The sequence below is a fragment of the Paenibacillus macerans genome, assembly GCF_050565405.1.
Taxonomy (GTDB): domain Bacteria; phylum Bacillota; class Bacilli; order Paenibacillales; family Paenibacillaceae; genus Fontibacillus; species Fontibacillus macerans_B.
On the sequence record NZ_JBNYYG010000073.1, the window covers coordinates 1 to 26,429 of the forward strand.

Annotated in this window: 25 protein-coding genes and 1 riboswitch; of the genes, 6 read left to right on the top strand and 19 right to left on the bottom strand. The window is 52.7% G+C overall.

Features of this window, described 5'->3' with window-relative positions; genetic code table 11:
- Positions 1-467: 467 nt before the first annotated feature.
- The gene (locus tag ACQ4N8_RS25470; RefSeq protein ID WP_430707160.1) at positions 468-1,628 is read right to left on the bottom strand and encodes a Gfo/Idh/MocA family protein; all 1,161 of its coding nucleotides are present in this window, start codon (positions 1,626-1,628) and stop codon (positions 468-470) included.
- 129 nt (positions 1,629-1,757) lie between these two features.
- The gene (locus ACQ4N8_RS25475) at positions 1,758-2,612 is read right to left on the bottom strand and encodes a helix-turn-helix domain-containing protein (RefSeq protein ID WP_430707161.1); all 855 of its coding nucleotides are present in this window, start codon (positions 2,610-2,612) and stop codon (positions 1,758-1,760) included.
- Between the two features lie 154 nt (positions 2,613-2,766).
- Here ACQ4N8_RS25475 and ACQ4N8_RS25480 point away from each other — a divergent pair, with 154 nt between their 5' ends.
- Positions 2,767-3,810 (top strand): YkvI family membrane protein, encoded by a 1,044-nt coding sequence (locus ACQ4N8_RS25480; protein ID WP_430707162.1) that lies wholly within the window; start codon positions 2,767-2,769, stop codon positions 3,808-3,810.
- Positions 3,811-3,817: 7 nt separating this feature from the next.
- Here ACQ4N8_RS25480 and ACQ4N8_RS25485 read toward each other — a convergent pair whose 3' ends face one another.
- The 5 genes from ACQ4N8_RS25485 to ACQ4N8_RS25505 are packed head-to-tail and all read right to left on the bottom strand — an operon-like array spanning position 3,818 to position 9,124.
- Positions 3,818-4,927, bottom strand: coding sequence for a GerAB/ArcD/ProY family transporter (locus ACQ4N8_RS25485; protein WP_430707163.1), 1,110 nt, complete (start codon positions 4,925-4,927; stop codon positions 3,818-3,820).
- A gap of 4 nt (positions 4,928-4,931) precedes the next feature.
- Positions 4,932-5,162: a hypothetical protein gene (locus tag ACQ4N8_RS25490; RefSeq protein ID WP_430707164.1), complete on the bottom strand. Its 231-nt coding sequence runs from the start codon at positions 5,160-5,162 to the stop codon at positions 4,932-4,934.
- Between the two features lie 9 nt (positions 5,163-5,171).
- Positions 5,172-6,419 (bottom strand): Ger(x)C family spore germination protein, encoded by a 1,248-nt coding sequence (locus tag ACQ4N8_RS25495; RefSeq protein WP_430707165.1) that lies wholly within the window; start codon positions 6,417-6,419, stop codon positions 5,172-5,174.
- The gene (locus ACQ4N8_RS25500) at positions 6,416-7,519 is read right to left on the bottom strand and encodes a GerAB/ArcD/ProY family transporter (protein ID WP_430707166.1); all 1,104 of its coding nucleotides are present in this window, start codon (positions 7,517-7,519) and stop codon (positions 6,416-6,418) included. The genes ACQ4N8_RS25495 and ACQ4N8_RS25500 overlap by 4 nt, the downstream gene beginning before the upstream one ends.
- A 6-nt stretch (positions 7,520-7,525) precedes the next feature.
- A complete protein-coding gene (locus tag ACQ4N8_RS25505; RefSeq protein ID WP_430707167.1) occupies positions 7,526-9,124 on the bottom strand; it encodes a spore germination protein in 1,599 nt (532 codons plus the stop codon).
- A 368-nt stretch (positions 9,125-9,492) separates the two neighbouring features.
- On the opposite strand from ACQ4N8_RS25505, the gene ACQ4N8_RS25510 reads away from it, so the two are divergent.
- The 3 genes from ACQ4N8_RS25510 to ACQ4N8_RS25520 all read left to right on the top strand — a co-directional run bounded on the left by ACQ4N8_RS25510 (position 9,493) and on the right by ACQ4N8_RS25520 (position 12,362).
- The gene (locus ACQ4N8_RS25510) at positions 9,493-10,278 is read left to right on the top strand and encodes a helix-turn-helix domain-containing protein (protein ID WP_430707168.1); all 786 of its coding nucleotides are present in this window, start codon (positions 9,493-9,495) and stop codon (positions 10,276-10,278) included.
- 216 nt (positions 10,279-10,494) lie between these two features.
- Positions 10,495-11,163, top strand: coding sequence for a TetR/AcrR family transcriptional regulator (locus ACQ4N8_RS25515; RefSeq protein WP_430707169.1), 669 nt, complete (start codon positions 10,495-10,497; stop codon positions 11,161-11,163).
- A complete protein-coding gene (locus ACQ4N8_RS25520; protein WP_430707170.1) occupies positions 11,160-12,362 on the top strand; it encodes an Acg family FMN-binding oxidoreductase in 1,203 nt (400 codons plus the stop codon). The genes ACQ4N8_RS25515 and ACQ4N8_RS25520 overlap by 4 nt, the downstream gene beginning before the upstream one ends.
- Positions 12,363-12,396: 34 nt before the next feature.
- Here ACQ4N8_RS25520 and ACQ4N8_RS25525 read toward each other — a convergent pair whose 3' ends face one another.
- The 5 genes from ACQ4N8_RS25525 to ACQ4N8_RS25545 form a co-directional block, all read right to left on the bottom strand.
- On the bottom strand, positions 12,397-12,864 hold the full coding sequence (locus ACQ4N8_RS25525; protein WP_430707171.1) for a CBO0543 family protein: 468 nt from the start codon (positions 12,862-12,864) through the stop codon (positions 12,397-12,399).
- 127 nt (positions 12,865-12,991) lie between these two features.
- Positions 12,992-14,095: a 2-iminoacetate synthase ThiH gene (gene thiH, locus ACQ4N8_RS25530; protein ID WP_430707172.1), complete on the bottom strand. Its 1,104-nt coding sequence runs from the start codon at positions 14,093-14,095 to the stop codon at positions 12,992-12,994.
- 1 nt (position 14,096) lies between these two features.
- Positions 14,097-14,876, bottom strand: a complete 780-nt coding sequence (locus tag ACQ4N8_RS25535; RefSeq protein WP_430707173.1) for a thiazole synthase — start codon at positions 14,874-14,876, stop codon at positions 14,097-14,099.
- A gap of 8 nt (positions 14,877-14,884) precedes the next feature.
- Entirely contained in the window at positions 14,885-15,088 is a 204-nt protein-coding gene (gene thiS, locus ACQ4N8_RS25540) for a sulfur carrier protein ThiS (protein ID WP_430707174.1), read from the bottom strand.
- Positions 15,089-15,092: 4 nt separating this feature from the next.
- The gene (locus tag ACQ4N8_RS25545) at positions 15,093-15,749 is read right to left on the bottom strand and encodes a thiamine phosphate synthase (RefSeq protein WP_430707175.1); all 657 of its coding nucleotides are present in this window, start codon (positions 15,747-15,749) and stop codon (positions 15,093-15,095) included.
- A 116-nt stretch (positions 15,750-15,865) separates the two neighbouring features.
- Positions 15,866-15,968, bottom strand: a riboswitch (TPP riboswitch).
- A 71-nt stretch (positions 15,969-16,039) separates the two neighbouring features.
- On the opposite strand from ACQ4N8_RS25545, the gene ACQ4N8_RS25550 reads away from it, so the two are divergent.
- Positions 16,040-16,324, top strand: coding sequence for a stalk domain-containing protein (locus ACQ4N8_RS25550; RefSeq protein ID WP_430707176.1), 285 nt, complete (start codon positions 16,040-16,042; stop codon positions 16,322-16,324).
- A 277-nt stretch (positions 16,325-16,601) separates the two neighbouring features.
- The gene (locus ACQ4N8_RS25555) at positions 16,602-17,549 is read left to right on the top strand and encodes an FUSC family protein (RefSeq protein WP_430707177.1); all 948 of its coding nucleotides are present in this window, start codon (positions 16,602-16,604) and stop codon (positions 17,547-17,549) included.
- Positions 17,550-17,587: 38 nt separating this feature from the next.
- Here the strand turns inward: ACQ4N8_RS25555 and ACQ4N8_RS25560 are convergent, their stop codons facing one another.
- The 7 genes from ACQ4N8_RS25560 to ACQ4N8_RS25590 form a co-directional block, all read right to left on the bottom strand.
- Positions 17,588-18,463: a sugar phosphate isomerase/epimerase family protein gene (locus ACQ4N8_RS25560; protein ID WP_430707178.1), complete on the bottom strand. Its 876-nt coding sequence runs from the start codon at positions 18,461-18,463 to the stop codon at positions 17,588-17,590.
- A gap of 40 nt (positions 18,464-18,503) precedes the next feature.
- Positions 18,504-19,334, bottom strand: a complete 831-nt coding sequence (locus tag ACQ4N8_RS25565) for a carbohydrate ABC transporter permease (RefSeq protein WP_430707179.1) — start codon at positions 19,332-19,334, stop codon at positions 18,504-18,506.
- The gene (locus ACQ4N8_RS25570) at positions 19,331-20,281 is read right to left on the bottom strand and encodes a carbohydrate ABC transporter permease (RefSeq protein WP_430707180.1); all 951 of its coding nucleotides are present in this window, start codon (positions 20,279-20,281) and stop codon (positions 19,331-19,333) included. The genes ACQ4N8_RS25565 and ACQ4N8_RS25570 overlap by 4 nt, the downstream gene beginning before the upstream one ends.
- 106 nt (positions 20,282-20,387) lie before the next feature.
- Positions 20,388-21,881 carry an ABC transporter substrate-binding protein gene (locus tag ACQ4N8_RS25575; protein ID WP_430707181.1) on the bottom strand — a complete coding sequence of 498 codons (1,494 nt, stop codon included), beginning with the start codon at positions 21,879-21,881 and terminating at the stop codon, positions 20,388-20,390.
- Positions 21,882-22,167: 286 nt separating this feature from the next.
- A complete protein-coding gene (araC, locus tag ACQ4N8_RS25580; RefSeq protein ID WP_430707182.1) occupies positions 22,168-23,028 on the bottom strand; it encodes an arabinose operon transcriptional regulator AraC in 861 nt (286 codons plus the stop codon).
- A 123-nt stretch (positions 23,029-23,151) separates the two neighbouring features.
- Positions 23,152-23,856 (bottom strand): histidine phosphatase family protein, encoded by a 705-nt coding sequence (locus ACQ4N8_RS25585; RefSeq protein WP_430707183.1) that lies wholly within the window; start codon positions 23,854-23,856, stop codon positions 23,152-23,154.
- A 960-nt stretch (positions 23,857-24,816) separates the two neighbouring features.
- Positions 24,817-25,416, bottom strand: coding sequence for a hypothetical protein (locus tag ACQ4N8_RS25590; protein ID WP_430707184.1), 600 nt, complete (start codon positions 25,414-25,416; stop codon positions 24,817-24,819).
- Between the last annotated feature and the right edge of the window lie 1,013 nt (positions 25,417-26,429).

Consider the following 26,429-nt stretch of genomic DNA (forward strand, 5'->3'; position numbering starts at 1 on the left):
AGAAGCTTAATCAGCATCGAATCTTGGATTCAGCCGGGCCTTCCGTTGCTCACGTAGCCTCCAGCTACGCTGCGCTACTCGGTCCCTAGCTTCATCCAACCTTCTCGGTGCTCCAAACCTGCCTTTTTGAACCTTTATGAAAACGGTAGTTCAAAAAGCCATCTTTCGATTACGAAGCAGGTCAAGCAGCCGAATCGGCGTCGAATCTTGGATTCAGCCGGGCTAACGGACACCAGAAACGCTATTGGTCCGTTTTTGGGCATATTCCAATTTTAACGGACCGAGAAGACCTTATTTTGGACAAAAGCAGCTAAATGGCCGCCATGAGTACCCGATAAGGTCTCTGAAGTCCGTTACAGCGGGAAATAGCCGGGAAATGGACAAATAAGGTCATTACGGTCCGTTACCGCCACTCCGTTACCGTCGCTCCGCCACTGCTACTCCGCCACCGCCACTCCGCCGCACTATTACATTTCGGCGATTTCTACCCAGCGGCGTTCGGCCACGGAGCGTTCCACTGCTTCCAGGACGGCCTGGCATTGCACTCCGTCGCGGAAGTTCGGCACCGGCTGGCGGCCTTCGCGAATCGCCGCGGTCAGCTCAAGCACCTCGTGCGTAAACGTGTGCTCGAAGCCTAGCGTATGTCCCGGCGGCCACCAGGCCTCGGTGTAGGCGTGGGCCGGATCGGTCGCCAGCACGCGCCGGAAGCCCTGCACGTCGGCATCGTCGGAGGTGAAGTAGACCTCAAGCTCGTTCATCCGTTCGAAGTCGAACTTCACGCTGCCCAAGCTGCCGTTGATTTCGAACGCGTTGGTCGAGCGGTGGCCGGCGGCGAACCGCGTCGCTTCAAAGCTGCCCAGCGCCCCTCCCGCGAATCGGGCCAGGAACAGCGTGGCGTCATCGACCGTCACCGCTCCTTTCGGCGCATTCGCGCTGCTTTTGGCGCTGAGGCCCGTCATATTCTCGGCAAGCGGCCGTTCCTTGATAAACGTCTCGCTCATGCCGATCACTTCCTGTATATCCCCGACCAGATAATGGGCAAGGTCGATCAAATGCGCGCCGAGATCCCCGTGCGAGCCTGAGCCGGCAATGTCCTTCTGCAGACGCCAAACGAGCGGGAAGTCCGGATCGAGGATCCAGTCCTGCAGGAACCAGGCCCTGAAATGATAGATTTTGCCCAAGCGGCCGCTGTCCACCAACTGCTTGACCAGCTTGACCGCGGGAGAAAACCGGTAGTTGAAGCCGACCATATGGGCGACGCCCACCGCTTCGGCCGCCTCGAGCATTTCCCGTGAGTCCTGAAGTGTAAGCGCTAACGGCTTTTCGCAAAAAATATGCTTGCCCGCCTTTGCCGCCGCCAGAGCGATTTCCTTATGGGCGTCGCTGGGCGCATTGATGTCGACCAAGTCGATATCCGGCCGGGCCACGACCTCCCGCCAGTCCGTAACGGTTTCTCGCCAGCCAAAGCGTTCCGCAGCCTCGCGGGCGGCTTCGGCATTGCGGCCGCATAATACGGCCATCTCCGGCTTCAAGGCCTCGGGAAAAAACATCGGCAAAGCGCGGTAAGCATTGCTGTGGGCTTTGCCCATAAACTTGTAACCTATCATTCCGATACGCAGCTGATTCATGGGATTCCTCCGTTTCGCGAAAAGTGAAAGAGCTCTGATTCACGTTTTATTATACGTAGCAGAACCCGGTTTCTCTCGCCAGTTTATGTGGATTAGTAGACAAAAAATGCGGTTTCAATGATTTATTTTTTAACTAGTGTCACCTCCGCTTACGCTTAAGGAAGCGGAGCCGCGCATGCTGGAAGGGATGCAGCCCCGCAGTTCTTTGAATACCCGATTAAAGGTGCGTATGCTGCTAAATCCGCACTCCAGGGCGATTTCCAAAATGCTGAGATCGCTGGTGAGCAGCAGATGCTCGGCTGTCAACACACGCACCGTATTGAGATAGCTTTTGAAGTTCATGCCGATCGTGCTTTTGAACGACCGGCTGAAATGGGACGGCTCCATATGAAACTGCTTCGACATCGCCGCGACGTCCAAATCCTCGCGATAATGCTCCTCGATATAGGACAAAATTTGCTGCATTCGTGCTCGCCGGGATTCGGACTTCACCTTGGAGCCGCGATTTATGGGAATAGTGTCCCAATATCTCTGCAGCAAGCCGCACAGCTCCAGAACGCCGGCTTTAAGCAGCATCTGATAACCGGGCCGGCGCCCGGCATTTTCCCGGAGCATGTTCCGCAATAGGACTTGTACCGCTTCAAGGCCGGGGATATCCCCGGAAATAAAAGGGGAGGCGAAGCGGAAATCGACCGGCCAGCTCTTGGAGGGGGCGATCCAGTCGGGCTTGAAGATCAGGATCATGATTTTCGATTCCAGTCCCCGGCTGTCGAAGTAGTGGATGTCTTTACTGCTGCAGACGACCATATCGCCCTGCCGAAGCAGGCGCTTCTCCTCGTTGACGCCGATGCGGATCTCGCCGGATTCCACGTAAATGAATTCGACCTCTGCATGGAAATGGGGATAGAAGGTGATGTTGGTGCTTTCGTAAATGTCCATCGGCAAGTCGGGATCAAGTTTCCAATTTTGATAGAGTGATTTCACGTTCGCTCACTTCCGCGGATTAATGTGTTGCCTCATCCTAAATGTACTTCATTTTCGGAGATTCATCAGCCTCTTTTTTAAATGGAGAATAGTAGGGACAAGTGGGACATAGGATGGAAATGTACAAGTTAAAAATGGAAATTATGGAGGATATATGAATGGTCGATGGGTCAAAATATTTCAGATCGCCGTAACTTATATCGGTACGGTCGTGGGCGCCGGCTTTGCATCCGGGCAATCGATCATGCAGTTTTTTACGGTATACGGAACGGTAGGGGGAGCCGGCATCGTCGTTAGTACATTTCTGTTCATGTGGCTGGGAACGAAAATGATGTTGTATGCCCATCGGATTCAGGCGTTTTCGTATCAGGAATTCAACGATCACCTGTTTGGCCGCATGTTCGGGAGAATCGCCAACTTCCTGACCCTGTTGATCCTGCTTGGAGTCACCGCGGTGATGTTGTCCGGCACCGGATCGATCTTCGCGGAGCAACTGCAGCTTCCTTACCAGCTCGGAATCGTGATCAGCATCGGTTTGGGCTATCTGGTGATGACCAAGGAAATGAACGGTATCGTCGTGGTGAACGCGCTGGTCGTGCCGATGATTCTCCTGTTCACCAGTCTGATCGCGTTCCGGGCGGTCGAGCCGGGAGGGATCTTGAGCATGAACGACTGGCAAATCCGGCAAGTGCAGGATTTCAATTGGGTGCTCAGTCCGTTCACTTACGCGGCCTTGAACTTTGCCTTTATCCAGGCGGTAATGGTTCCGCTCGGCAGCGAGGCCAAGGACGAAAGCATCCTGAAATGGGGCGGCATTTGGGGCGGCATCGGTCTCGGAGCCATGCTGCTCATTTATCATTTCGCCATGAACTCCCGCATGCCCGAGATGCTTGGCTTCGATATTCCGATGGCGGAAATCGTCCGCGACCTGGGGCCGTTCCTGCATGTTTTGTTCCTGCTTGTGATCTATGGGGAAATCTTTACGACCTTGATCGGCAACGTATTCGGGGTCACCCGTCAGCTCCAAAGCTTATACCGGCTGCCCAAGAACGCCACCCTGCTTGGGGTATTGCTTGCCTGCTTCCTCATCAGCCAGGCCGGGTTTGCCTCGTTGCTTACCTACCTCTACCCGCTTTTCGGCTATATCGGGATGCTCCTGTTAGTCCTCTTGGCCTTTCGCAAGCTGCCCGGTCGCTGACCGGGCGTTATCTTTTTTCGCGGCTCCGGCTCCGGTTGCGGCCTTGAACGAGCAGCACAAGCAAAACCAACAGCGGGACGGCAATCTGAAAGAAAACGTCGACTTTCAGGCTTGGACCAAGGCCGACGGCGAAGTGCTGGGCATAGTCTTTTTCGATGAACGATGCGGCGAAAATCAGTCCCCCGACCGGGATTACCCAAGCCTGGGGCGAGCGGTTTGTGAGCTGGGCGACTCCGCGAACCGCACAGAAAAAAAACAGCGTCATTTTCATCAGCAGCCCGGTATACAGCAAAATCGTGACGACGATGTCCAGCCTTTCGATAAAGATGAAATGCGATACGGTTCGGGCCGATTTCAAAAAGGGAAGCTGGCTTGTCCCGGCAATCTGCGGGCCGAGAATGGACAGATTCAGTATATTCATGAAGATCAGGAACAGGCTGACCAGGGCATAACCGGACAGCGTGCTTTTGACCGGTACGCCTTTTTTTTCCCACAGCGGCCAGATCATCAGAAATACCAGCATTTGTCCGAACGGGAAGGAGACAATATCCGGCAACGCGGTTTTCACCACCGGCATAAGCCCGTTTTCCAGGATGGGCAGCAGTTTGCTATAGTCGACGGTCCCGAGCAGAAGCAGCAGGACGATCAGGATCAAGTAAAACAACATCATGACCGGAAGCAGCAGTTCGGGAATATGAAAAACGACTTCGGCCCCTTTCCAGATCGCATAAGCTCCAATGCCGACGAAAATCAGCATCGTCAGGTACATCGGCGAGCGGGGCAGCAGAACGAGCTTGGCAAGCTCGCCCAAATCGCGGACGTTCCGCATCGATTCGTAGGCGAAATAAAGGCAATAGACGCTTCCAAGCGCCGTACCCGTCTTTTGGCCGAAACCTTTCTTCAGGATGCCCATCCAGCTATCGTCCGGAGCTTTGCTCTGAATCCACATGAACACGCCTAACAGCATCAGGCCGGCCAGCGCGCCGATGGACATGGCGATCCACGAGTCCTGCTTCGCTTTGCTGCCTAGCAAAAACAACGGCGTGCTGCCGATTTCAAAGAGGATGACCATAAAAGCAATTTGCAAGGAAGTAAGACTTTCGTGATCCTGCTTCATGCCGCTATCCTCCTAACCAACGGATAATCGCTTGTCCGGCCGGTTGAAAAAAACGAAAGTACGGGGTGGACAAGCTGACATTCCTCACTCCGGAAAACCCGCTGATATGCACGTAAGTGCTCCAGCCGAGGAGCGCGGCGAACACCAGCCATTTCCACAGGCGCTTGTCTCCCCGCAGAAGCCGCAATCCCCAAATCAGCACCGCGCTGTGAATCACGACGATCAGTGCGATCATAAAGTTCCCTCAATTCTGTTCCACGGATTTATAGGACTTGCTGCTGAGTCCGAAGCGATCGATATTCATCTTGACTTGGGGGCGGATTTCGATCTCCTTGAACGTTTGGTCCCAACTGCCTTCCGCCTGAATTTGCTTCCAGCGCTTCGGATATTTGTGGTGGATCAGCGCGGCGAACTCCGTCACGTCGGCATTCAGCCGCTTCACCGTTTTCCACGATTCGTTGACATAACCAATCACCTGTTCCTCAATGCTGCGTTCAAACCCCAAGAGCTCATCGGGTTTGCTTAAATCGGCTTTGCCGCCCATTTCGAGCAGCATGCCCTCCCCTTTGATGCTGATCTCCATGACGAAATGATCCTTCTCCCAGACCGGGTCGACGCTGGTGTGGGATTCGATGAGCGAAAACGTTGAGTCGTTTGTATCTTTTTGCCGCGGATCGGACGGAAACGGGATGCTGGCCGACTGGATGCGGTTTCTCAGGAAAGTAAGGCCGAAGGCTTCCTTCGTGCCGAGCCAGCCGACGAAACGGTCCTGTTTCAGAACTCCTAGACGCCCCAGGGCGATCCGGCTCGGCAAGTCGGTAATCATGGTTTCGTCCACCTTGTCCATGACTTCCGCTTCGGTCAGTTTGATTTCGGGGACCGCGGCGCAGCGGGATTCGGAGGATAAGGCCATCGTCAACTCGAACATCCGGATGCCGGGGTAGTAGGAGGTAAGCTTGCTCTCCTGCTGGATCATCAGTTGAATGCCCATGCCTTGGTTTTTCGTTACCTGCATCAGCTGCTGCAGCACGTCGCTGGCTTTTCGTTCGGTCAGAAACACGAACACCGTTTCGCTGGCGTCGGGCTTTCGCAAGAACAGGTCGAGCAGCGGGGCCAAGCCTTTGTCGACCACATCTTTGTTGATGACGGTGATGCGGGAATGGGCAAAGAACAGTTGCCGGGTACTGGCCAGATTGCTGTGCGACACCGCTTCCATCGCCGTTGTGCCTTTTTCGGTAAAGGTCAAAAACGGCGGGGCGATGGATCCGCCGCCGCTGCCGGAGCCACCGTTGCTGGACGTTGTGCTGGGATTGACGATCTGGAAAGTCACCTTCCATTGGCCGTCTTCCCAATCATAAGCCGTTCCCGATACGATCCCCAATTCGTTCAACTCCCGGTCGTCCCAACAGCCGGTCAGTCCTGACGCAGTCAGGGAGATGAGCAACCCGAGGATCAGGGGCCTGCGGAACCGAATCCAGGTTTGCTTGTTCATGAAGGAGATTCCTTTCGTTTGGATTTTGGTTTGTTGATGAGGCTGTACCAATAGAGCGACAAGGGAACGAAGACATTTAGCAGCATGAATACCGGGAAACGCCCTTCCGCATTAAACATGTTCAGCTTGGTCGGATCCCTCCAGGTGTGCATGCATTCGGCGCAGACGACCATCATCAGCGCGATCAGGTAAGGCCCTTTTTCGGTGACCCGGAACGTCTGCTTGAAACACTCGAACGTACCGAACAGGAAGATGCCCAGCTTCAAGTAAACGGACAAAATCCAATACGAGATGAACAGGATGTCCAGATTTTCCAGAAAGGTTCCGACATGGACGACGCTGATCGCATCGAATCCCGGATAGGAGGAGGCTTCGATATAATCCGGTCCGAAAACCATCAGAGTCGTGACAACGTTGAGCAGCATGAGCAAACTCACGAGAATCAATCCGGTCGAGCCGATTCTCCGGGCTTTTTCCGGGTTTTTTAAATAGGGGGCGAGAAACAGCAGAATGGATACCTCGGACAACCAGCCGATGGGCGTCAAGCTGGACATGACCACGAGATTGAAAGGATGTTCGAACGCGGGCAGCAGGTGGTGCACGTCCAGGTAGTCTTTTAAACCGAACATGTAAAAAGGCACGACGATCACGTAGAGGAAGAAAATCAGGCTATTGACCTTGGCGATGACGTCGATTCCCCGATAAGCCATATACACCACGACCAGCAGGGCTACGGCTACCAGCACGGGGACGGGGGTTTCGAACAGCACGTTGTCCTTTAGAAAATTGATGAATTCCCGCAGGACCGAAGCGGTGGCGTCCAGATAGTACTGCAGCAGGAATAAGCCGACGATGGTAGCGACGATCGGGGAACTGATCTTTCCGACCCATTCCAGAAACGGCGCTCCGTGATTGTTCCTGACGATCGTGCCGATCAATGCGGCGATCAGCAGCCCGACGCCGCAGGAGAAAACCACGGCCCAGGGGGAATCTTGTTCCAGATAGGTTCCGATAATGATGGGAAGCACGATAATTGCCGTCGGCAATATGGAGTTGACCACCAGCATCGTGGCCTGCGCGTTCCCGATTTTACGGCTCACAAGTCATCACTTCCTCGTCGGTTTAGTGTGGGATGAATCATGTAGCTCCGAACCCGGAGTAGACTGTCTCCGCTCCTCCTCGGCTGCGGCGATTTTCGGCCGGACCTTCATCATCCAATGTGGAGCGCGAATAAAGATGTCCTTCCAGTAACGCGGTACCAGCGGCGCGACCGGCGACAGGTAAGGCACGCCGAAGGAGCGCAATCCGGCCATGTGGATCGACAGCACGATCAGAAAGGACATCATGCCGTACAGTCCCAAAAATCCGGCGATCAGCATCATCAGGAACCGGATAAGCCGGATCGAGTTGGCGAGCGTCTGGGAGGGAATCACGAAATTGCATATCGCCGTAAACGATACGACGATGACCATGGCGGCGGATACGAGGCCGGCTTGCACCGCCGCTTGCCCCAGCACCAGCGCACCCACGATGGAAATGGCCGGACCGATTGCCCGGGGCATGCGGACGCCGGCTTCCCGCAGGACATCGAACGTTAGTTCCATCATCAGCGCTTCGATCAATGCCGGAAACGGCACGCCTTCCCTTTGGGCGGCCAGGCTGATCAGCAGCGTGGTCGGCAGCATTTCCTGGTGAAACGTCGTAATGCCGATATATAACGCGGGCAGCAACATCGAGACAAAGAAAGAAGTATACCGGATCAACCTCAGGAAGGACGAGATATCGAAACGTTCGTAATAATCCTCGCTCGATTGAAAAAAGTTGAAAAACGTTGAGGGGGCCTGCAACGCAAATGGCGTGCCGTCTACCAAAATGCCCACTTGCCCTTCGAGTATGCCGCCGGCGACCGCATCCGGCCGCTCCGTGTTCTGGATCGTCGGGAACGGCGTCAAACTGCGGTCCTGAATGAGTTCCTCGATGTAATTGCTTTCCAGGATGGCGTCCGTGTTGATCGCGTTCAATCTGCGGCGGATTTCGCCTAACACTTCGTCTTTGGCGATGCCGTTCAAATACACGATCGCGATATCGGTTTGCGTCCGCTGGCCGATTTTATATTCCTCGACGCGCAAATCGGCCGACTTGATGCGGCGGCGCAGCAGCGAAGTACCGGTACGCAGGTCTTCGGTGAACGATTCCTTCGGACCGCGGATGACCCCTTGCGAGCTGGGCTCGGTGATGCTGCGCTTCTCCCAGCCTGCCGTATCCATGGCAAGGGCAAGGTTGCTCCCGTCGATCAAAAGGATCGTGTGTCCCTCAAACAGCATGGCGTGCAGCACTTCGAACGTCTTGCATTCCGTGATTTCGCCGATGGCCAGCACTTCGTTCCGGATCCGCGATAATGCGGTTTCCGGAAGTATTTCGGCGTCCTTCAAAGCCTTGTGCTCCGTTATGGGCTGGAGGATTTCCTGATTGATCTTATCCGCGTTGACCAGACCGCTGATGTATACCAGGGCCATGCTTAGCCTGCCCTCGGTCTGTCCTATGCTCCGAAAGACGACATCCGAGCTTTGACCGATGCTCTGCTCCAAATGCTGCAAATTGAACGCCAGGGAATGGGTTAAGGGCCGCGAAGCCGGTACCCGGCTATTTCCGTCTTCATGCTTAGGCCGCTCTTGCGAATTGAGGAACGAAAATAGTGATTTCATTGGGCATGCTCCTCCCTGTATGATGTTGTATTATACCCGGCAGGCTATTCCTTATTCTTCCTTTGGGAGAATCGCGGGAATGCGGGAAATAGCTTGAGCGGCCAAGGGAAACCACATTTTCTTATTTGATGCCAAAAAGTAAAAATATTACATAAATTCTAGTTTTATGGTGTTTATCCGTTCGTAACCTCTGTGGAAAAATATCATGGAGCCGCTGAAACGGGTGGATTATAATTTGGGGAAACCGGATCATTTCCCGCGCAATATTACAAAGCTTCGCCAAGTGCAACCTGTGGTTGACAGATTGCCAGCTCTGCTTGATAGCCAGGTGCAGGGGCGGGACTTATGATGAAGTGGAGGTGATGGGAATGGACTTTGCGGAGAAGCTGCAAAGCTACAGGAAACAAAAAGGGATGTCCCAGGAAAATTTGGCGGAAGCGGTCGGCGTTTCCCGGCAGGCCGTATCGAAATGGGAATCGGGGCAGTCGTTCCCGGAAATGGACAAAATGATTGCATTAAGCGAGCTCTTTCAAGTCAGTATGGACCATTTGGTCAGGGACGTTCCCGGGCAGGAAGGGCAGCGGCCGTTTGGCGAGAATCCGATTCCGGGTTACGGATTGCGCTATCATTACGAATACAAGAGCAAGACCACCTGGTTCGGCGTTCCGCTGGTTCACATTAATATCGGCCGCGGCGTCTACGTTGCCAAAGGGATCATCGCCATCGGCAATATCGCCATCGGCGCCGTATCGCTCGGTGCCATAGCGCTTGGCGGTCTCAGCATCGGGGCGGTCGCGGCCGGCTTGATCAGCTTTGCGGCCCTGGCTTTGGCGTTGCTGCTGGCCGCGGGCGCTTTGGCCGTAGGTTTCGTTGCCGCCGGCGGGGTTGCGGCAGGAATCCTAGCGTTTGGCGGCCTGGCTCTGGGCGTATATTCTTTGGGCGGATGCGCCATCGCTTCGCAAATCGCCATCGGGGGATATGCCAGCGGGCATATCGCGATCGGCGATGCCGTCAAAGGGGCATACACGCTGGCCATTCAAAACGATGATTTCGGCAGCATCCGCGCGGAACAGGTAAGACAACTGATCGGCCAGGAGTACCCGCATATGTGGAAGCCCTTGGCCCAATGGTTTGTTTCGATATTCAACTCATGAGTTCATCCAATAGCCGCTTCGCTGCTTAAGCCCCTCTCCCGGAGGGGCTTTTTTATACGATGAAGATTTGGCGGTTTCGGACAAAACTGCTGCCGGGATTATTTTCAATGGGCGTGCCGGAGCAACACTTGACAGGAAAGAATAGGGATATATAATTGAAAGTAAACTAGCAGTTTACTTCATGCCACTATCGTGCAATTAATGGGGAGGAGTCCGTTGGGAAATCAAGAGCGCAGGCTGAAAGAGAAGGAAATCCGCAGAAATGATATTATCGAAGCGGCGGAAAGGGTTTTTTTCGCCAAAGGGTACGATTCGGCCACGATGGATGACGTGGCGAAAGAAGCGGAATTCAGCAAAAGAACGGTATACGTCTACTTCAACAGCAAAGAACAAATTTATTTTGAAATCATGACCCGCGGATATAGGCGGCTAATCGACATGCTGAAGGAAGACAGGGAAAGCGGGGCTCTCCCTGATGCGGTTGAGGAGCTTAAGCGGATGTCCATGACGCTGTACCGGTTCAGCAGGACGTATCCGGACTATTTTCAAGCGATCATCGAATACGAAAACGGGGAACTTGATTTCCAAAAAGGAGTTCCGGACCAATCTCGGGAAGCGTGTTATGAACTTGGCGAGCAAGTCATGGGGCATTTGATCGAAATGTTGAAAAAGGGGATGGCGGAAGGTTCCGTGCGCGCCGATCTGCCTGCCGAAAAGACGGCTCTCATTCTATGGGCCTGCACGATTGGCGTCTTTAGCACCGCCGGGAAGAAAGAGAACTATATCAAGAACTATTATGAGACGACGGCCGAGGAACTGGTTTCGGAATCCTTTGCGCTGCTCATCCGCTCCATACAAGCTGGACATGGGGGTCAGGGCCAATGAAACGAAAAAGGGTGAAGACAAGAGTGATCATTGCTATAGCCGGAATCGCCATGACGTTGATCGCGGCTTTTATAGCTCTGCTGCTGATCAGCGGGATTTTTACGTCGCCCCAATATCTGGAACCCTGGCAAAAGAATTACTCGGAGTCCTTCGAGGACCCGAGGATTCGCCTTGCCGCTCATGGCCTGCTCGCGGCTAACGGCCATAACATGCAGCCATGGAAAATCAAGCTGGACGGGAACGATCCGATGGCATTTGACTTGTACGCCGACAATGAACGCTTACCGGATAAGGTGGATCCGCTTGCACGGCAGATGATGGTTACTCATGGGACATTTCTGGAATATGTCCGAATCGCCGGTCAACGATGGGGTTACCGGGTGGACATCCAACTGTTTCCGCAGGGGGAGTATGACGAACGGAACTTGCTCGCCAGCATGGCCGCCAAACCTGTGGCCCGAATCGAGCTGGAACGGACCGCGCCTCGAGCCGAGCCTCTTTATGACTTCCTCTTTTTGCCGGATACGAACCGAGGGGCCTATGAATCGGGCCAGCTCACAGCCGAGGAGATAAAGTCGTTGGAGAACGTGAATACGGACGCGAGAGGGATTTCTGTTACGATTTATCAGGATACGGAAAATGTAGAGAAGCTGGGGGGCTACGCGATGAAGGCCGCGGCGGTCGAAGCTGGCGTGAACCGCGTGATGGCGGAATCGGAAGTGATTTTCCGCGCCAATGAACGCGAGAAAAATAAGTACTGTTACGGTTTTTCCGTCGAGGGACAGGGAAGCTCCGGGATTATGCGTCATTTGATGCAGGGGCTGGTCACGTTGTTTCCGTCGATGAACACCGGCAAAGCTGCCGCGGATACCTTCATGAAGTCCGCCGCGAAGTCGGTCGATAGCACGTCGGCTTACGCCATGATTGTGACGAGCGACAATACCCGCACCAGCCAAGTCGAAAGCGGGATGGCCTATAGCAAATTGATCCTGGAAGCGCACCGGCTCGGCTTGGCGCTGCAGCCGCTGAGCCAGGCGCTGGAGGAATATCCCGAAATGCAGGAATTGTACCAAGGCATTCATCGGGAATATGCCCATGAAGGAGGGACCATCCAAATGCTCGTCCGGGTGGGCCGGCCTACCCGCGAAGCTCCGCTGAGTATGCGGCGCGACGTCATGGATCTGATCGCGGAAGATTAACAAATCCGGAGACCCGAGACGAAAGAACGGATGATTAACGGTTGTTGTTTCGCGAGACGAAAAAGCGCATATGCAAAAGGTAATAGCCATATACGAGCCCCAACGCCAGGATGTAGGATAGGTAGGTCCAGCCGATATTCCAACCGTGCCCGTATTTGATCTTGCCCATGCCGACGTATGCGAATTCCGCGCCGCTCAATAGAGCGGCGAATATAACGATCATCAGTAAGGCGTTAAAACGAAAGCGGGTACGAAAAATGAAGTGGAGCATCCAGCCTGCCACGATCGGATATATTCCGAGATTAAACGGGATGGTGGTTACGGATTCCATGTCCTTCGGATGCAGCAGCCACCATTGCTTATAGATGCCGAAATCATTGAACAGCAGCGACATGAACCCGCCTGTCGGAAAGCCGAGTAGCATCGCTTTTTTGTCGCGATAAATCAGGAAAGCTCCGGCAATCCAGGGAACGAGGAATCCCGCAATGAAATTAGTCAGCAATTTGATCACCCCGGTAGCAGTATATCCCAATTTAGGTTTCTCAATCTGCTTTGAGGTCAATCGGGCGATTGGCGAAAGGGAGAAGAAGCAGCCTAAAAAAGCAAGACCCTTAATGGGCCTTGCTTTTTTATTCAAGGATATCCCAATCTTTAAACACCGGCTGCATCCCGTTTCGATACAGCATCTCCCGGATCTCCGGCACGCTGCGCCCATCGGAAATCTCGAATTGCGGGGTTCCTCCGGTTTGGGAGTGGCCGCCTACCGCCGTGGACACGCCGGCCGACATTTTGGTCACCCCGAGGTGTACCAGCTTGTCGCGCAAGCGGGCGGGCTCCCGGCTGGACAACGTAATGCCGGCGCGGGGCAAAAACAGGCGATATGCCAGCATGACCTGCACCAACGCGCGGTCGGTGACAGCGGATTCCGGGCTGTAATCGCCCAGGAACGGACGAAACCTGGGGATCGACAGGCTGATTTCGCAGCTTGGGTATTTGGTTTGCAGATAATCGGCATGCAGCGCCGCGATAAACGCTTCTTGACGCCAGTCATGCAAACCGAGCAAGGCTCCGATGTTGACGGAACGGTACCCTGCGGCACAACCGCGCTCCGGAGCGTCCATACGATTTCGATAATTGCGTTTGGGGCCTTTGATATGCAGTTTCCCGTAAGTGTCCCGGTGGTAAACCTCCTGAAAGACCGTCAAGCTGTCCACGCCCGCTTCGGCCAATTCCCTGTACTCGGTCACGGACATCGGGTTCACTTCGATGCCGATCGAAGCGAAATGCTTGCGGAGGACGCTGACGCAGTCCTTCAAATATTCGACCGGTGAATCTCTGCGCGATTCGCCCGTCAGCAGCAGAATATGGCGGATGCCCGTGGAGGCGATCGCGGCGGCTTCCTTCTCGACTTCGTCCATGTTCAGCTTCCGGCGCGGAAAATCGTAGATCGAGCTGAAGCTGCAATATTCGCAGTGGTTCACGCAGTAGTCGGAAACGTACATGGGCGAGAACAACTGGATGACGTTTCCGAATTGATTGCGGGTAATCCGCTGAGCTTTCTGCGCGATTGCCTCCAGATGCATTCCTGCCGCCGGAGACAATAGGGCCAGCAGGTCCTCTTCCGTGAGCCTTGGTTTGGCAAGTGCCCGTCGAATATCCGCATCGGAGATTTCCTGCAGTTGTTCCTGAAAGGGGAAGCTTTCCAGTTCGATTACTCTATTATAAAAGCTCATGCTACTCCTCCGCTTCATCCAGGAATCCGGTCAATGGGGATGAAGCAACGGCTGCCGGCTGCACGCCGCCCAATCCGGCCAGGTAGGCCTGCCTGCCCGCGGCCACCGCCCCGCGGAATGCTGCCGCCATGCCCAGCGGATCGCGAGCCGTGGCGATCGCCGTGTTCAGCAAGACGGCGGCAGCGCCCATTTCCATGGCCTCCGCCGCTTCCGAAGGCCGGCCGATGCCCGCATCCACGATGACGGGGAGACCGGCTTCCTCGATCATGATGCCGATCAGCTCTTTGGTCCGCAAGCCGCGGTTGCTGCCGATCGGCGAACCCAGCGGCATAACCGCGGCCGCTCCCGCATCCCGGAGCCGGAGGGCCGCCGAGAGGTCCGGACTCATATATGGAAGCACCACGAACCCCTCCGCCGCCAGCACCTCGGTGGCTTTGATCGTCTCCAGATTGTCGGGCAGCAGGTATCTCTGATCCTGAATGACCTCCAGCTTGATCCAATTGCCCAGGTCGGCCGCCCTGGCCAGCCGCGCGATCCGGATCGCTTCCTCGGCGTTGCGTGCCCCGGAGGTGTTCGGCAGAAGCGTCATGTGCGCCGGGATATGGTGCAGCAGGTTTTCCTCCTCCCAATCGGGATTCACCCTTCTTAATGCCACGGTTATGACCTCTGCGCCCGACTTGGCGATAACCTCGGGAATCAGTGCGTTGCGATCATATTTGCCGGTGCCGATAAATAACCGGCTCGATAGCGCCTTGCCGCCGATGTGAAATAAGTCCTGCATCCTTTAAGTCAGCCCCCTCCTACAAAATGTACCAGCTCAATGCGATCGCCCTCGGACAGCCGGGTGTGGGCATACGTTTCTTTCCGGACGACCGTTCCGTTCAACTCAACCAAAAGTTTTCGTTCGCTCCACGGAGGCTCCGAGAGCAAATCCTCCAGCGTGAAGCAATTTTCGCTTAATTTCATCTCCTTGCCGTTCATACGGACCTGCACGTCTTCACCTCCTTTCCAGCCAGGCTGCTTGGATTGCCGCGCGGTAAGCCTCGGCTTGTGCCGCCGGATTGGGATTGGCCGCATGGTAAAGGCCCGAGAGGATAGCGATACCCTGAGCGCCGCTGCGAATGACATCTCCCGCATTGTCCGGGCGGATTCCGCCGATGGCGAGCACAGGAACCGGGCAAGCTTGCGCAGCTTCCGCCAGTAGGCCAAGCCCGCGGCCGGGAAGGCCCGGTTTGCTGGCGGAATTGTACACGTGGCCGAACAGGCAATAATCCGCGCCTTGACTCGCCGCAGTTGCCGCTTCTTCCGCCGAATGAACGGAGCAGCCCATGCGCATGCCTGGGACCAGCGGCCGGGCGTCGGCGGGCGGAAGGCTGTGGCCGGCCAGGTGCACGCCCGCCGCGCCGGCTGCCAGCGCGACGTCCAGCCGGTCGTTGACGACGATTTTTTCCGGCGGCACTCCTGACTGCTGCAAACGCCGGACGGTCTCAAGGAGCTCCTTGGCGGAAGACTGCCGATCGCGCACGTGGATATAGTCCACGAACGGAAGAACAGCCTCGGCAACCCTTATCAGTCCTGAAATATCGATCCGCTGGGCGGATATCATGTGCAGTTCAGGTCTTTGGGGGAATTGTAAATGACGACGGTTGACCATGCGGTTTTCTCACTCCCGGTTTGAAATCAATGCAAAAAGCCGCTCTCCGGAGGGAGGGCGGCTAAGTAGGGCAACGGAAATAATAGGCCTGCACAGGCATCATTCGCATTCCAATGCTTCTTAACTCTCCACTTCCCTACGCAGGTATTAACCAGTTCAGGTTCAAAGGGTCCGAATCTCTCGATTCGTCTCAGCCTTGCGGCCCCCCTAGTGTCGGTACATATTCAATTGTCATGTTTTAATATACACGGGTATCCAATTAATTACAACCATTGCCTATTGTTGAGTCCATGAGAAAAGTTGTTTTTGCCTTAACCTTAGCGATTATACTGGTTGCCGTAAGTATTCCTGTTGCTGCTAACGATGAAAAGGTATCATTGAAAAATGACCTCATTATTGTTCAAAATACGAATCTGGTTCCCCTTCGGAAACTGGCCGATAGTTTAGGAGCATCAACCACCTGGGATGCAAGCACTCAAACCATCGGGATCTCCAATGGTGAATATAAGATCACGCTAACGATTGGAAGTACGAAGGCTTTTTATAACGGCGTTGCCGAAGGCGTCAAATCCTAGGGGGCCTACTTCTTTTTTTTAAGTAGTTCTATTGTACAGGAATATTATACCGTAGATTATTTAGAGTGTGCGATTCAAAGTCTGGCGCCGAAAATGACACCAAATACTTATACAATCTAACCCGAAGGCACGAATACGGCAGCGTACTCGTGCCTTTCATGATTTCGGTAAGCGACAGAAATTTAGGATTTTCTATAAGGATGCGATTAAATTGGTTGAGCCTATCACGCGACATCCTATATAATACGGTTCTGAATTTAATTAGGGGTTGATAGGGTTGAAATGGACGATCGGTTTACGCAATATCAAAACGGGCCTTGCGATATGCCTGTGCGTTATCGTAGCGGCATTGCTGCGCTTGGAGTATCCTTTTTACGCGGCGATCGCGACGATTATTTCGATGGAAAATTCGGTAACCAATTCGTTGACGGCGGGGAAACACCGGACGATGGGTACGTTCGTCGGGGCGATCGTAGGTGCCGCCTTCGCCATGATCGAGCCGGGAAACGCGTATTATTGCGCGATCGGCGTCATGGTCGTGATCTATATATGCAATCTGCTGAAATGGAATAAGTCCGTTTCGATCGGATGCATCGTTTTTCTGGCCATCATGCTGAATTTGCAACCGGGGGAAAGCCCGGTATTTTACGGCATTAACCGGATTACGGACACGCTGATCGGCATCGCGGTCGCCATAGTCGTCAATTTGGTCGTTTTTCCACCCAGACATGAAATTAATCTGCATAAAGCCCGCAAAGCGGTAGGGAAGGCCATGGCCGAAAGGTTCGAGCAGATGGTTGAGCATGGGGAGGAAACCGATTTGAAAAGCCTTCGCTCGGAGCAGCGCAGCCTGGAGAAATATTATCAGCTATGCAAAGACGAGTTCCACCTGACGAAGGATCTTAGCGAATCGATGGACCAGATCGGCAATGATATTGATTCGTATCGCCACATCTATGAGCATTTGATTATACTGCGACGGCTCATCGACGAGCACCGTCCGGAGCTTCAGGCAGGAACGGGCGAAGAGGTCGATGCATCTCCGGAAACCCCGCAGGGAATGCAGGGACAAGAAGGCACAGAAGCGTCCAGACATGACGCCGATGAGCCGAAGCGTCAAAACATCGAAATCGTTTATGACTACCACGTGAACTGGATATTTAACGAACTGCAGAAGCTTGGGCTCCCGGTTCCGCTGAAGGAGCAAATCCGGCGGGCTTGGTAGCATTAGGATAACAGTATGAAACTTCTCGGCTTACAAACCTACAAAGCCGTTATATACTTCGCCGTCTCAGCCGCGTATGCCAGCTTCGCATCGCGCAGTTCATCCGGCAGAACCCGGATCGACATATGTGCTTCATAGGTGAAGTCGCCTTCGTAGCCGATCTCCCTGAGCTCCGACATGACGTCCTTCCAGTCGATCGTCCCGAGGAACGGCAGCAGGTGCTGGTCCTTGTTTCCGTCGTTGTCTTGAATGTGCAGCGCCTTCAGCCGCTTGCCCAGCATACGGATCGACGGCCCTTGGCGAAGACCTTGCCTGTGGCCGTGTCCCGTATCCCAGCATGCGCCGAACAGCGGGTGGTCGAGCTTCGTGAGCAACTCGGACAGCTCCTCGGGACTCCCGCAATAGATGCGCCGCCAGAGGCCGGTCTCTCCTCCGGTCCGGTCGAAAATATTCTCCAGCGCGATGCCGACGCCGGTCCGCTCCATGACGGGAAGCAGCTTTCGATAGAAATCAACGTTGTAATCCAGCACTTCCCGATAGGGTTCTTCCCCTTGTAGACTAACTTGACCCGGGTGAAAAACAACCCAGGGCACACCCAGGATCGCCGCGGTCCGAAGCGAGCGCTCCGCCATCTCGAGGAAAGACTCGACGTTCAGTCCCATAACCATCTCGCGGAAAGAAGGACCGTGAACCGGACCATGCATCTGCGTAAACCGCACCCCGTGAAGATCGGCCGCCTCCCGAATGTTCCACGCCCACGCCTCCTCTTCTTGCCGGGTCATTGTCCACGCCGTCTCTTGATAATCCCAATAGTTAAAATCCAGCGAGAGGAAGCCCGCTTCCCTGCAACGGCGGATCTGCCGCCCGATCGGATGATGAATTTCGAATACGTTCAGAGATGTAGAGATATGCATAATGAGTGCCTCCAAAGAATTGGTGTATAAATAGCTTCGGTTACTGCTTCACGGCACCTGAAATGCCTTCATAGAAATAACGTTGCATGAAAACGAACACGAGCATGACGGGAACGAGAGCGATGGTCGCGCCGGCGGCCATTCCCGTCCAATCGGTATGGTACAATTCCGTGAAGTTCAGCATGCCGACCGCCAGCGTCTTCAGCTCGGGCTTCGTGATCGTTAGCACGAGCGGCGTCAGGAACGAGCTCCATGTCCAGATAAATTGCATGATCGCCGCGGTCGCTATGACCGGCATCGAGGTCGGCAGCCCGACTTTGAGGAACGTCCTTACGAAGCCGCAGCCGTCCATCGCGGCGGATTCCGCGATTTCCCGGGGAACCTTTGAGAAGAAGGAAGCGAACAAGAGGATGAAAAGGACGTGCGCTCCCGACGACTCCGCGAAGATCAGCCCCAGATACGAGTCCTTGATCCCCAAATATTTGACGAGCTGATATAGCGGAATGATCGTATAGCCCTTCGGAATGAACTGGAGCGCCACGACGAAGGCGATCAACGCCGTCCTTCCGGGAAACGCCACGGTGCCGAGCGCATAGCCGGTCATGCCGCTTAAGACGACGACGATGACGACCGTAGACACCGTCACGATGACGGAGTTCATGAAATAATGGGAGATGTTCGCCACTTCCCACGCCCGGGCGTAGTTCTCCCACACAAATACCTCGGGGATCGGGTTGACGGCAGTTTGGTAAAAGGTGACGTTGTCCTTCAGCGAAGAAGACAGCATCCACACGAACGGATAGATCCAGAAGATGCCGACGACGATCAATAGAAGGTGAATGAACGCGCGCACGACTTTCGAGCTGGTCATGCTTCTCCTCCTCTGCCGGCGATATTGTTTCTTTTGCCGCCCGATTTCATAACCATCCAGCCGAAGATCAAGCTGACGATCAGTACGAACAAGCCAAGCCATACGCCGGCGGCCGAAGCGTAGCCGACCCGCGCGCCGCCGAATTGGCTGGCGAACGCATATTGGTAGATGAACAATTCGATCGTTTCCGTATGATGATACGGGCCGCCGCCCGTCAGCGTCTTGACGAGGTCGAAGATATGCAGGCTGCTTCCGACGGTAAGCAGAAGAATCGTCGCCGCGACCGGCTTAATGAGCGGCAGCGTAATTTTAATCAGCATTTTCCAATAACCGGCTCCGTCCATTTTCGCGGCTTCGTACAAGTCGTTCGGAATCATTTGCAAGCCCGCCAGCCAGTAGATCATGACGACGCCGATATGCTTCCAGGAGCCGACCAAGATGAGCATAATCATGGCGAGCACGGGGTCCAGCCAGAAACGGATGGGCTCGTCGATTAACCCGATGCTCTGCAGGAACTGGTTCGCGAAGCCTTGCATGCCGAAGATGTTGTTCATGACGATGCCGATAATCGCGGATACGGTGACGACGGGCAAAAAATAAAGCGTGCGGTAAACCGATTTGCCCTTCATGCCCGGGTCGTTCAGCGCCAGCGCCAGCAAAAAAGAGAAAACGATCGTCAGCGCCGTAGAGGCGAGCCCGTAAATCAACGCGTTATAAAAACTTTTCCAGAACATATCGTCATAAAGCAACTCGGCGTAATTGGCGAATCCGACGAACTTCGTCAGCGGGCCGAGCCCGTCCCAATCGTAGAAGGAATAGACGTAGCTCATGACGATCGGATACAGTGAAGCGAGCAGAAAATACAACAGCTGCGGCAAAATAAATACGTAAGCCCAAATATATTTGCGTCGCAGGTGAGGATTGATCTTTCTTTTCCCGACGCGCATGCGACCCCTCCTAACCATAAAATGAAGAAGACACGGCGCGTTTCCGTTCGTCACAACGCTGTTTCCGCTTTTACACACCGTGTCTTTCGTAGACGCTACTTAAGCGTTATTTGGCGTAAGCTTCTCCCGGAACCCAATCGGAGAACACGAAGTCTTCTTGTTTCACCTTGCCGCCCGACGCTTCGATTGCGCGCTTCAGAGCTGCGTTGCTGTCGTCGCTCAATTGCTGCAGAGACTTCGGCAGATCCTTCAGTTGGCCGGTCATGTAGCCCAAGAAGATCGTTCCGACGCTGTCCTTCGGAGCGTAGCCGCTGTATTGCGCCATCACTTCAGTTGCTTCCGGATTTTTGGAGAAGACGGTAGGCGTCAGCCTTTTGAAGTCCGCCATCATTTGGCCGATTTGGTTATATTGTTCGAACGGCGCCTTCGCGTCCTCGAGAAGCTCCATCTTCTTGGACGGCAGCGTCGAGCCGAAACCGACGATATCCGAATACAAATGCTCGTCCAGGTATTGCAGGAACAGCTTCACTTCAGGCCAGTGTTTCGTCGCTTTGGAGACGTACAGATATTCGCCGGAACCGCCTTCGAAGTATTGGAACGATGGTCCGCCGTCCTTCGTCGGGATCGGCAGCACCCCCCAGTCCTCGGCCGTGAACGGTTCCGCGCCTTCCGCCGCCGGGGCGGTCAGATAGCTTCCGCTCCAATTGCCGCCGAACATGAAGGCGACTTCCCCGGTTTTCAGCATCGAATAAGCTTTGCCCGTGTCCGTTTCGAGCGTGGCGGGATGCAGAACCTTCTCGTCGTAAGCTTTCTTGAAAAATTCCATCGCCTCGACCATGCCCGGCGTGTTGTAGTTGTATTCCCCTGCATTGTAATTGAAGCCGGTTTCCGGCGAGATCGGCGGAGCCAATTGATTCATCAGGAACGTCGAGAAGTAGTTCGTCGTCAATCCGAACGACAGCGCGTACGTTTTGCCGCCGGATTTCTCATGAAGCTCCTTACCGAAGGCGATAAATTCGTCCCAAGTTTTCGGCACGTCTTCTCCCGTATAGCCGAGCCCTTCCAGAACGCTCTTGTTGTAATACATCATAAGCGCGCCGTGCAGGGAAGAGTACAGCGGGAACGTGTAGACGGAGCCGCCGATTTTGCCGTAGCCTTCCGCGAACGTTCCGTCGGTGTAATCGGTTTGTTTCTCGGCCGGGAAAATTTCGTCCAAGCTGTGAAGCTTGTCCAGCTTGACCAGTTGAGCCATGGAATAGCCGGTGGGTCTGACGAAAATGTCAGGCAGATCGTTGCCGTTGATCGCCGCCTGGAACTGCGCGACGTCGCCGCCGGCTTCCGGCATATTTTCCAGTTTCACCGTGATGTTCGGATATTTCTCTTGGAAGCCGGCAATCGCTTCGTCGAACTGATCCTTTTGGATCCGGTTCCACATCGTGATCGTCACCTTCTCCTGCGGAGCCGCCGAAGATTCGGCGCCCGTTTGCGTCGTGCCGGCATTGTTCGAGCTTGCGCCATTGTTGTTGCTGCCGGAGCACCCGGCCAAAACGCTGCCCGTGAGCAGGATCGACATCAGAATGAGAAGCCCTCTTTTTTTCATGGTCGATGATTCGCCTCTTTCCTTGGTTTGCGTGGTGGTTACGGGTTCATTGTAGCAACGCGGTCCGGGGCAAGGTAAGTGACGGAAACGCTATTAACCTATACGATTCGGCTGACTCTGCTCCAATGTAAACAAGCTGTTAAATGCTCGTTCGGAAATGTAAATTTACGGTTAAATAAGGGGTCTCGAGTGGGAAAGACGGTAAAATCCTCCGGCGCCTGCACCGAAGGATTTCGCTCGATATACATTCAATTCGGCTATGGCATGGGAGGTTTATCCCAGTTAGCTAAGAGCTTGTTTTAATGTCTTCCCCAATGCTTCGTTTACGATACGCGCCGGGACTGACGCCGAAGAACGAGAGAAATTTGCGTGAAAAAAACGCCGTCGAATTAAACCCGACCTCCGCACAAATGTCCTGAACCGGCTTGGAGCAGGTTTGAAGAAGCTTGGCGGCTTGTTTAAGCCGGATCATCTGAAGAAATTCCGTGATCGAATGGCCGACCTGCTCCTTGAACAAATGCGTCAAGCGCGACGGAGACAAGCAGACCGTCTGCGCAAGCTCGCCCAGCTGGATCGGCTGCGAGAAATTCGCCGTCAAGTAGTTCACCACTTCCTGGATTCGCGGATCCAGGACGGCATCGGCTTGCTCCCTTTGGTATCTGGCAAGCAGCAGGATGATTTCCTCCAAGGCATTGACGGCCAGTTCCTCCGACATCGGACTGATCGAACGATTATACTTCAGCATGCGCTCAAATGCCTTTTGAACCTGCTCATTGATCTCGCCGGTCAGCCGCAAATAAAGAACGCCGTCGATATTTTCGGAAAAAGACAACCAGCTATGGAAGTTCGGTCCCGGCGTAAAATGGCACCACATTTTTTCCCATACGCTTTCCTCGGCAGTATAAAACTCTTGTTTCGTTCCGGGTGCGATCAGAACGAGATCCCCGTTCTTGCATTCGAACGTCTGCTCGGCTTTCTCGACGATGCCGGTGCCGGACACGGTATACATCATCAGCCAATCCCGCGTCCCTTTGGGACGATGGCAAAAATAGCCGAATCCCTTCCGGTACAACTCCGTCGAAAGCACGCCCGGAGGAAGATATTTAGGCGTCACGAAAGTGACGGGATATTCAGGTTTTCTCTTCATGCCGGCCCCATCCTTTCCGCATCGATGCCTTGTCGTACGTTTCGTATGTTATCAAACGGATGTTAACGGAGGATAAGCTCGCAGGAAGATTTCGACGGTAATTTTATGTTTCGGCGGAAGCGGTCAATAAAAATTCGCGATGATGCCCTGACGGCTGACGGGCAACCCGGCTTCGTAAAGATGAGATACGTCTCCCATGCCGAGACATCTCGGAACGGCCCACTCTTCGTTTCGGGCGTCCATCAGGATCGTTGTGACCGAGCTGGGAGGGAGCCAAACGCCGGACCATACGAGCGGGAGCGGCAGTTCCAGCAGGTGGGCGATCCACGCCATGCCGAGCCCCATATGGCAAAAGACGGCAAGTTTCTCATCGCTCGGACGAACGATGCGATAGCGGCCGTCTTCTCTGCAAAAACCGGCGGCTTCGAGGAAACGGTCCGACGCCGCCCGAATCTCTTCGAAGCCTCGGCGAATGTTAGGGCTTCGGAACGGCTCGGCCGCATGCCACTCCTCATGGGTCGGCAGCGGCTTCCGTCCGCGGATGATGTCACCGCCGACGTTCCAGGCCGTGATTTCCCGGCCCGAGGCGTCCTTCGCGCTCCAGTCCTGGATCTCGGCAAGCCAACTTTGCGTCTCGACTTGCAGTCCCGTCAAATCCCGGGTATAAGCCATCGTATGCTGAGCCCGTTTAACAGGCGAACAGTAAATGCGGTTCATCTTTTCCTTGGCTAATCTTGTGGCCAACGCCTTAGCTTCCGAATGCCCGGCCGGCGTGATCGTATCGTTGGCGTAATCGGGATCCGCATGGCGAATGATGTAAATGCGCATAAGCCTCTCTCCTTCGACGGGAATCGATCGGGTGGCTCGCACCTTCTCGAAGTCCATCGTATCCGGGTCGGGCCGAAAATGTAATGCCGGATTCGGCTGATCGGGAGTATGATTCGGCTAAGATTTATTGATCATAGTTTTTGTCATTATTCGGCATATAGTTGCAATTTATATCTATTGAGGAAATGGCGATGGCTAGATGGTTGGCCGTAGAAGGGGAGCCAGACGACAAGATACTATTATGACGAATCGGGGGTTTATTAGTAGCGGAGGGAACAGTAAACTTCGGGACGGTTGCGATTACCTTCGGCTAAGTGTTTGATGCCACTGGGAAATTGGTGGGTCGCCAAGCAGCGAATGAATCGAAGCTGCAATACTACGTCGTTAACGGATACGGGATTCCAGTACTTGCGAGCTCGGTGTTATAACCCGGCCACGCAAGGTTTATTGGGGAGGATACGTATGAAGGGGAGCTTACGAATCCGCTGGCGCTGAATCTGTATACGTATGTGCAAAATAATCCGGTATTCTGTTTTTAACGAGGTGAATTTGAAAACATGGGAATCAGCAATAAATCGGCTCAGAAAGCCACATCCGAATAAAAGGGATATGGCTTTCTGTTGGTATCCAAAATGTCGCTGTTCAATCTCAATGTTCGTGTTCCAATAAGTGTTAAATTCTCTGCCTCCTCGCCAAATGATTCGACGACAATGCGGACAATGGGGCTGACAAAATAGAATGCCTTTCGTGATTCTTTTGAGATCATAAACCTTCATAGTACTTTTTATGAACTCTATTAGGACAATTCCGTTGATAAAAATATATACGCTTATCGCCGCATAACTGCGGCTTTTTGTTTATAACGATATATGTTCTTGTCATAACCTAGAGACAAGAACATATATCACTTATGAAATCGAGTTGTAAGAGGAGTTTCTAATCTGTTTTAAGAAAAGAATTTTAGGATGCGTCAGTGGCTTCTAAAAAATGTACCATTTCTTTCAATACACTTTCGTTTTCCTTGACAAAACCCTCATCTGAAGGAGAGGACGATTTTGTATGTATAAGCTGAATGTGTATAAGAATATTTTTATATGAGAGAATAGAATTAAAATCCCCTGTGTTACCTTCAACATCCGGCTTAAAATAGAGCAGATTGTTTCCCTGATTCACTTCTGTGAAGACCCATCCGGTAACCAACTTATATCCATTTTTAATATCCTCATATGTTAAAAAGTACTGTGTTGAATTCTTAAAATCGTTATCTAAAGATAAATACTTTTTTTTACCAAAAGACATATCGCCATTAACGATAACAATAGATGGGTTCTCTAAGGTTGATGTTGTTAGCTTCATGGGTATGCCTGAAAAACGCAAGTTTTCTTTAGCACTGGCGACCAAATTTAAGTATTGATCGTACGAGAGAACAGCTTGTTGGTTATTTTCTGTTATCGAAAAGGAGGATCCTGTGTTTTGTTCGGGCATTTTACCAACGATATTGCAAGCGGTTAAACTTATTAGTAATGCTGGAACTAAAAAAAATAACCGAATCATTTTCATCATATATCCCTCCATTTAGATAAATAACACTAATGAAATGATAATAAAATCATTTCATTAGTGTGTGTTTGATCAACGACTTGTCATTATTTTAGTGAAGATGTGAAATTCAAAACATTGACGCTTGAATTGGATATAGGAGCCCATCCACCTTCGTTTGTTGTAACCGTATTTCCAGTAGCTGTAAAAGTTATCGTTTGAAATATATCCCTACAAATCCAGTAACATCATAAAATTACCATATAATTCTACTAATATCAACTTTAAATTTTATATATAAAATACTATAAAATACTGGAATAAAATTATGTTATTGGTTAGTACATTTTTATCACTTAACTGATTAAATGATTGGTTCGCTAATAGAAAAAGGGCCAACAGAGATGGATGATCGTTTAAATAACTATTAACTTGCCCCAAGTTAAACTATCTTAGCTAGCTGGTATCTGGAACTCAGCGAAACGATATGTCTTACGTTTTGACCCTTTAAGAATGATATTGGTCTCTTCATTTTCGCTGGCAGCCATTTTTAAGATACGGGGGGTTGTTTTTACTTTTTTGTAAATTATCAGAGGTTTTACAACTATGTGCACATCATTCGAGCGATCAAGAAGTTATTTACTTTTGAGTTATTTAATGATAGTTTATTCATAAATGAATGCATAAATATGGAAAGCATCCTAAAACAAGGCATGTGCCACGTTTATGGATGCTTTTTTTGGAAGGTATTATTTTGAAGAAAGTAATTGAAGTTAAAACTGATTTGCAGTTGGAAAATTACATAGCGAACCAAAAAATATAGATGTATGAATAGATGGTGAGTTAGATTATTCAGGTCAGATATATTCATTTTCCTCTGAGAGCATAACAGTAAATAGTAACATTAAATACTTGCGGAGAAATTGTACTATCAAATCAAGAGAAACTTGAGTCTGTAAAATAAATTGTGTAAACTCCTAAACCCAGTAAAATGGAAGTAATAGAAAGGTTGGGAGAACACATGGGACTTTGGT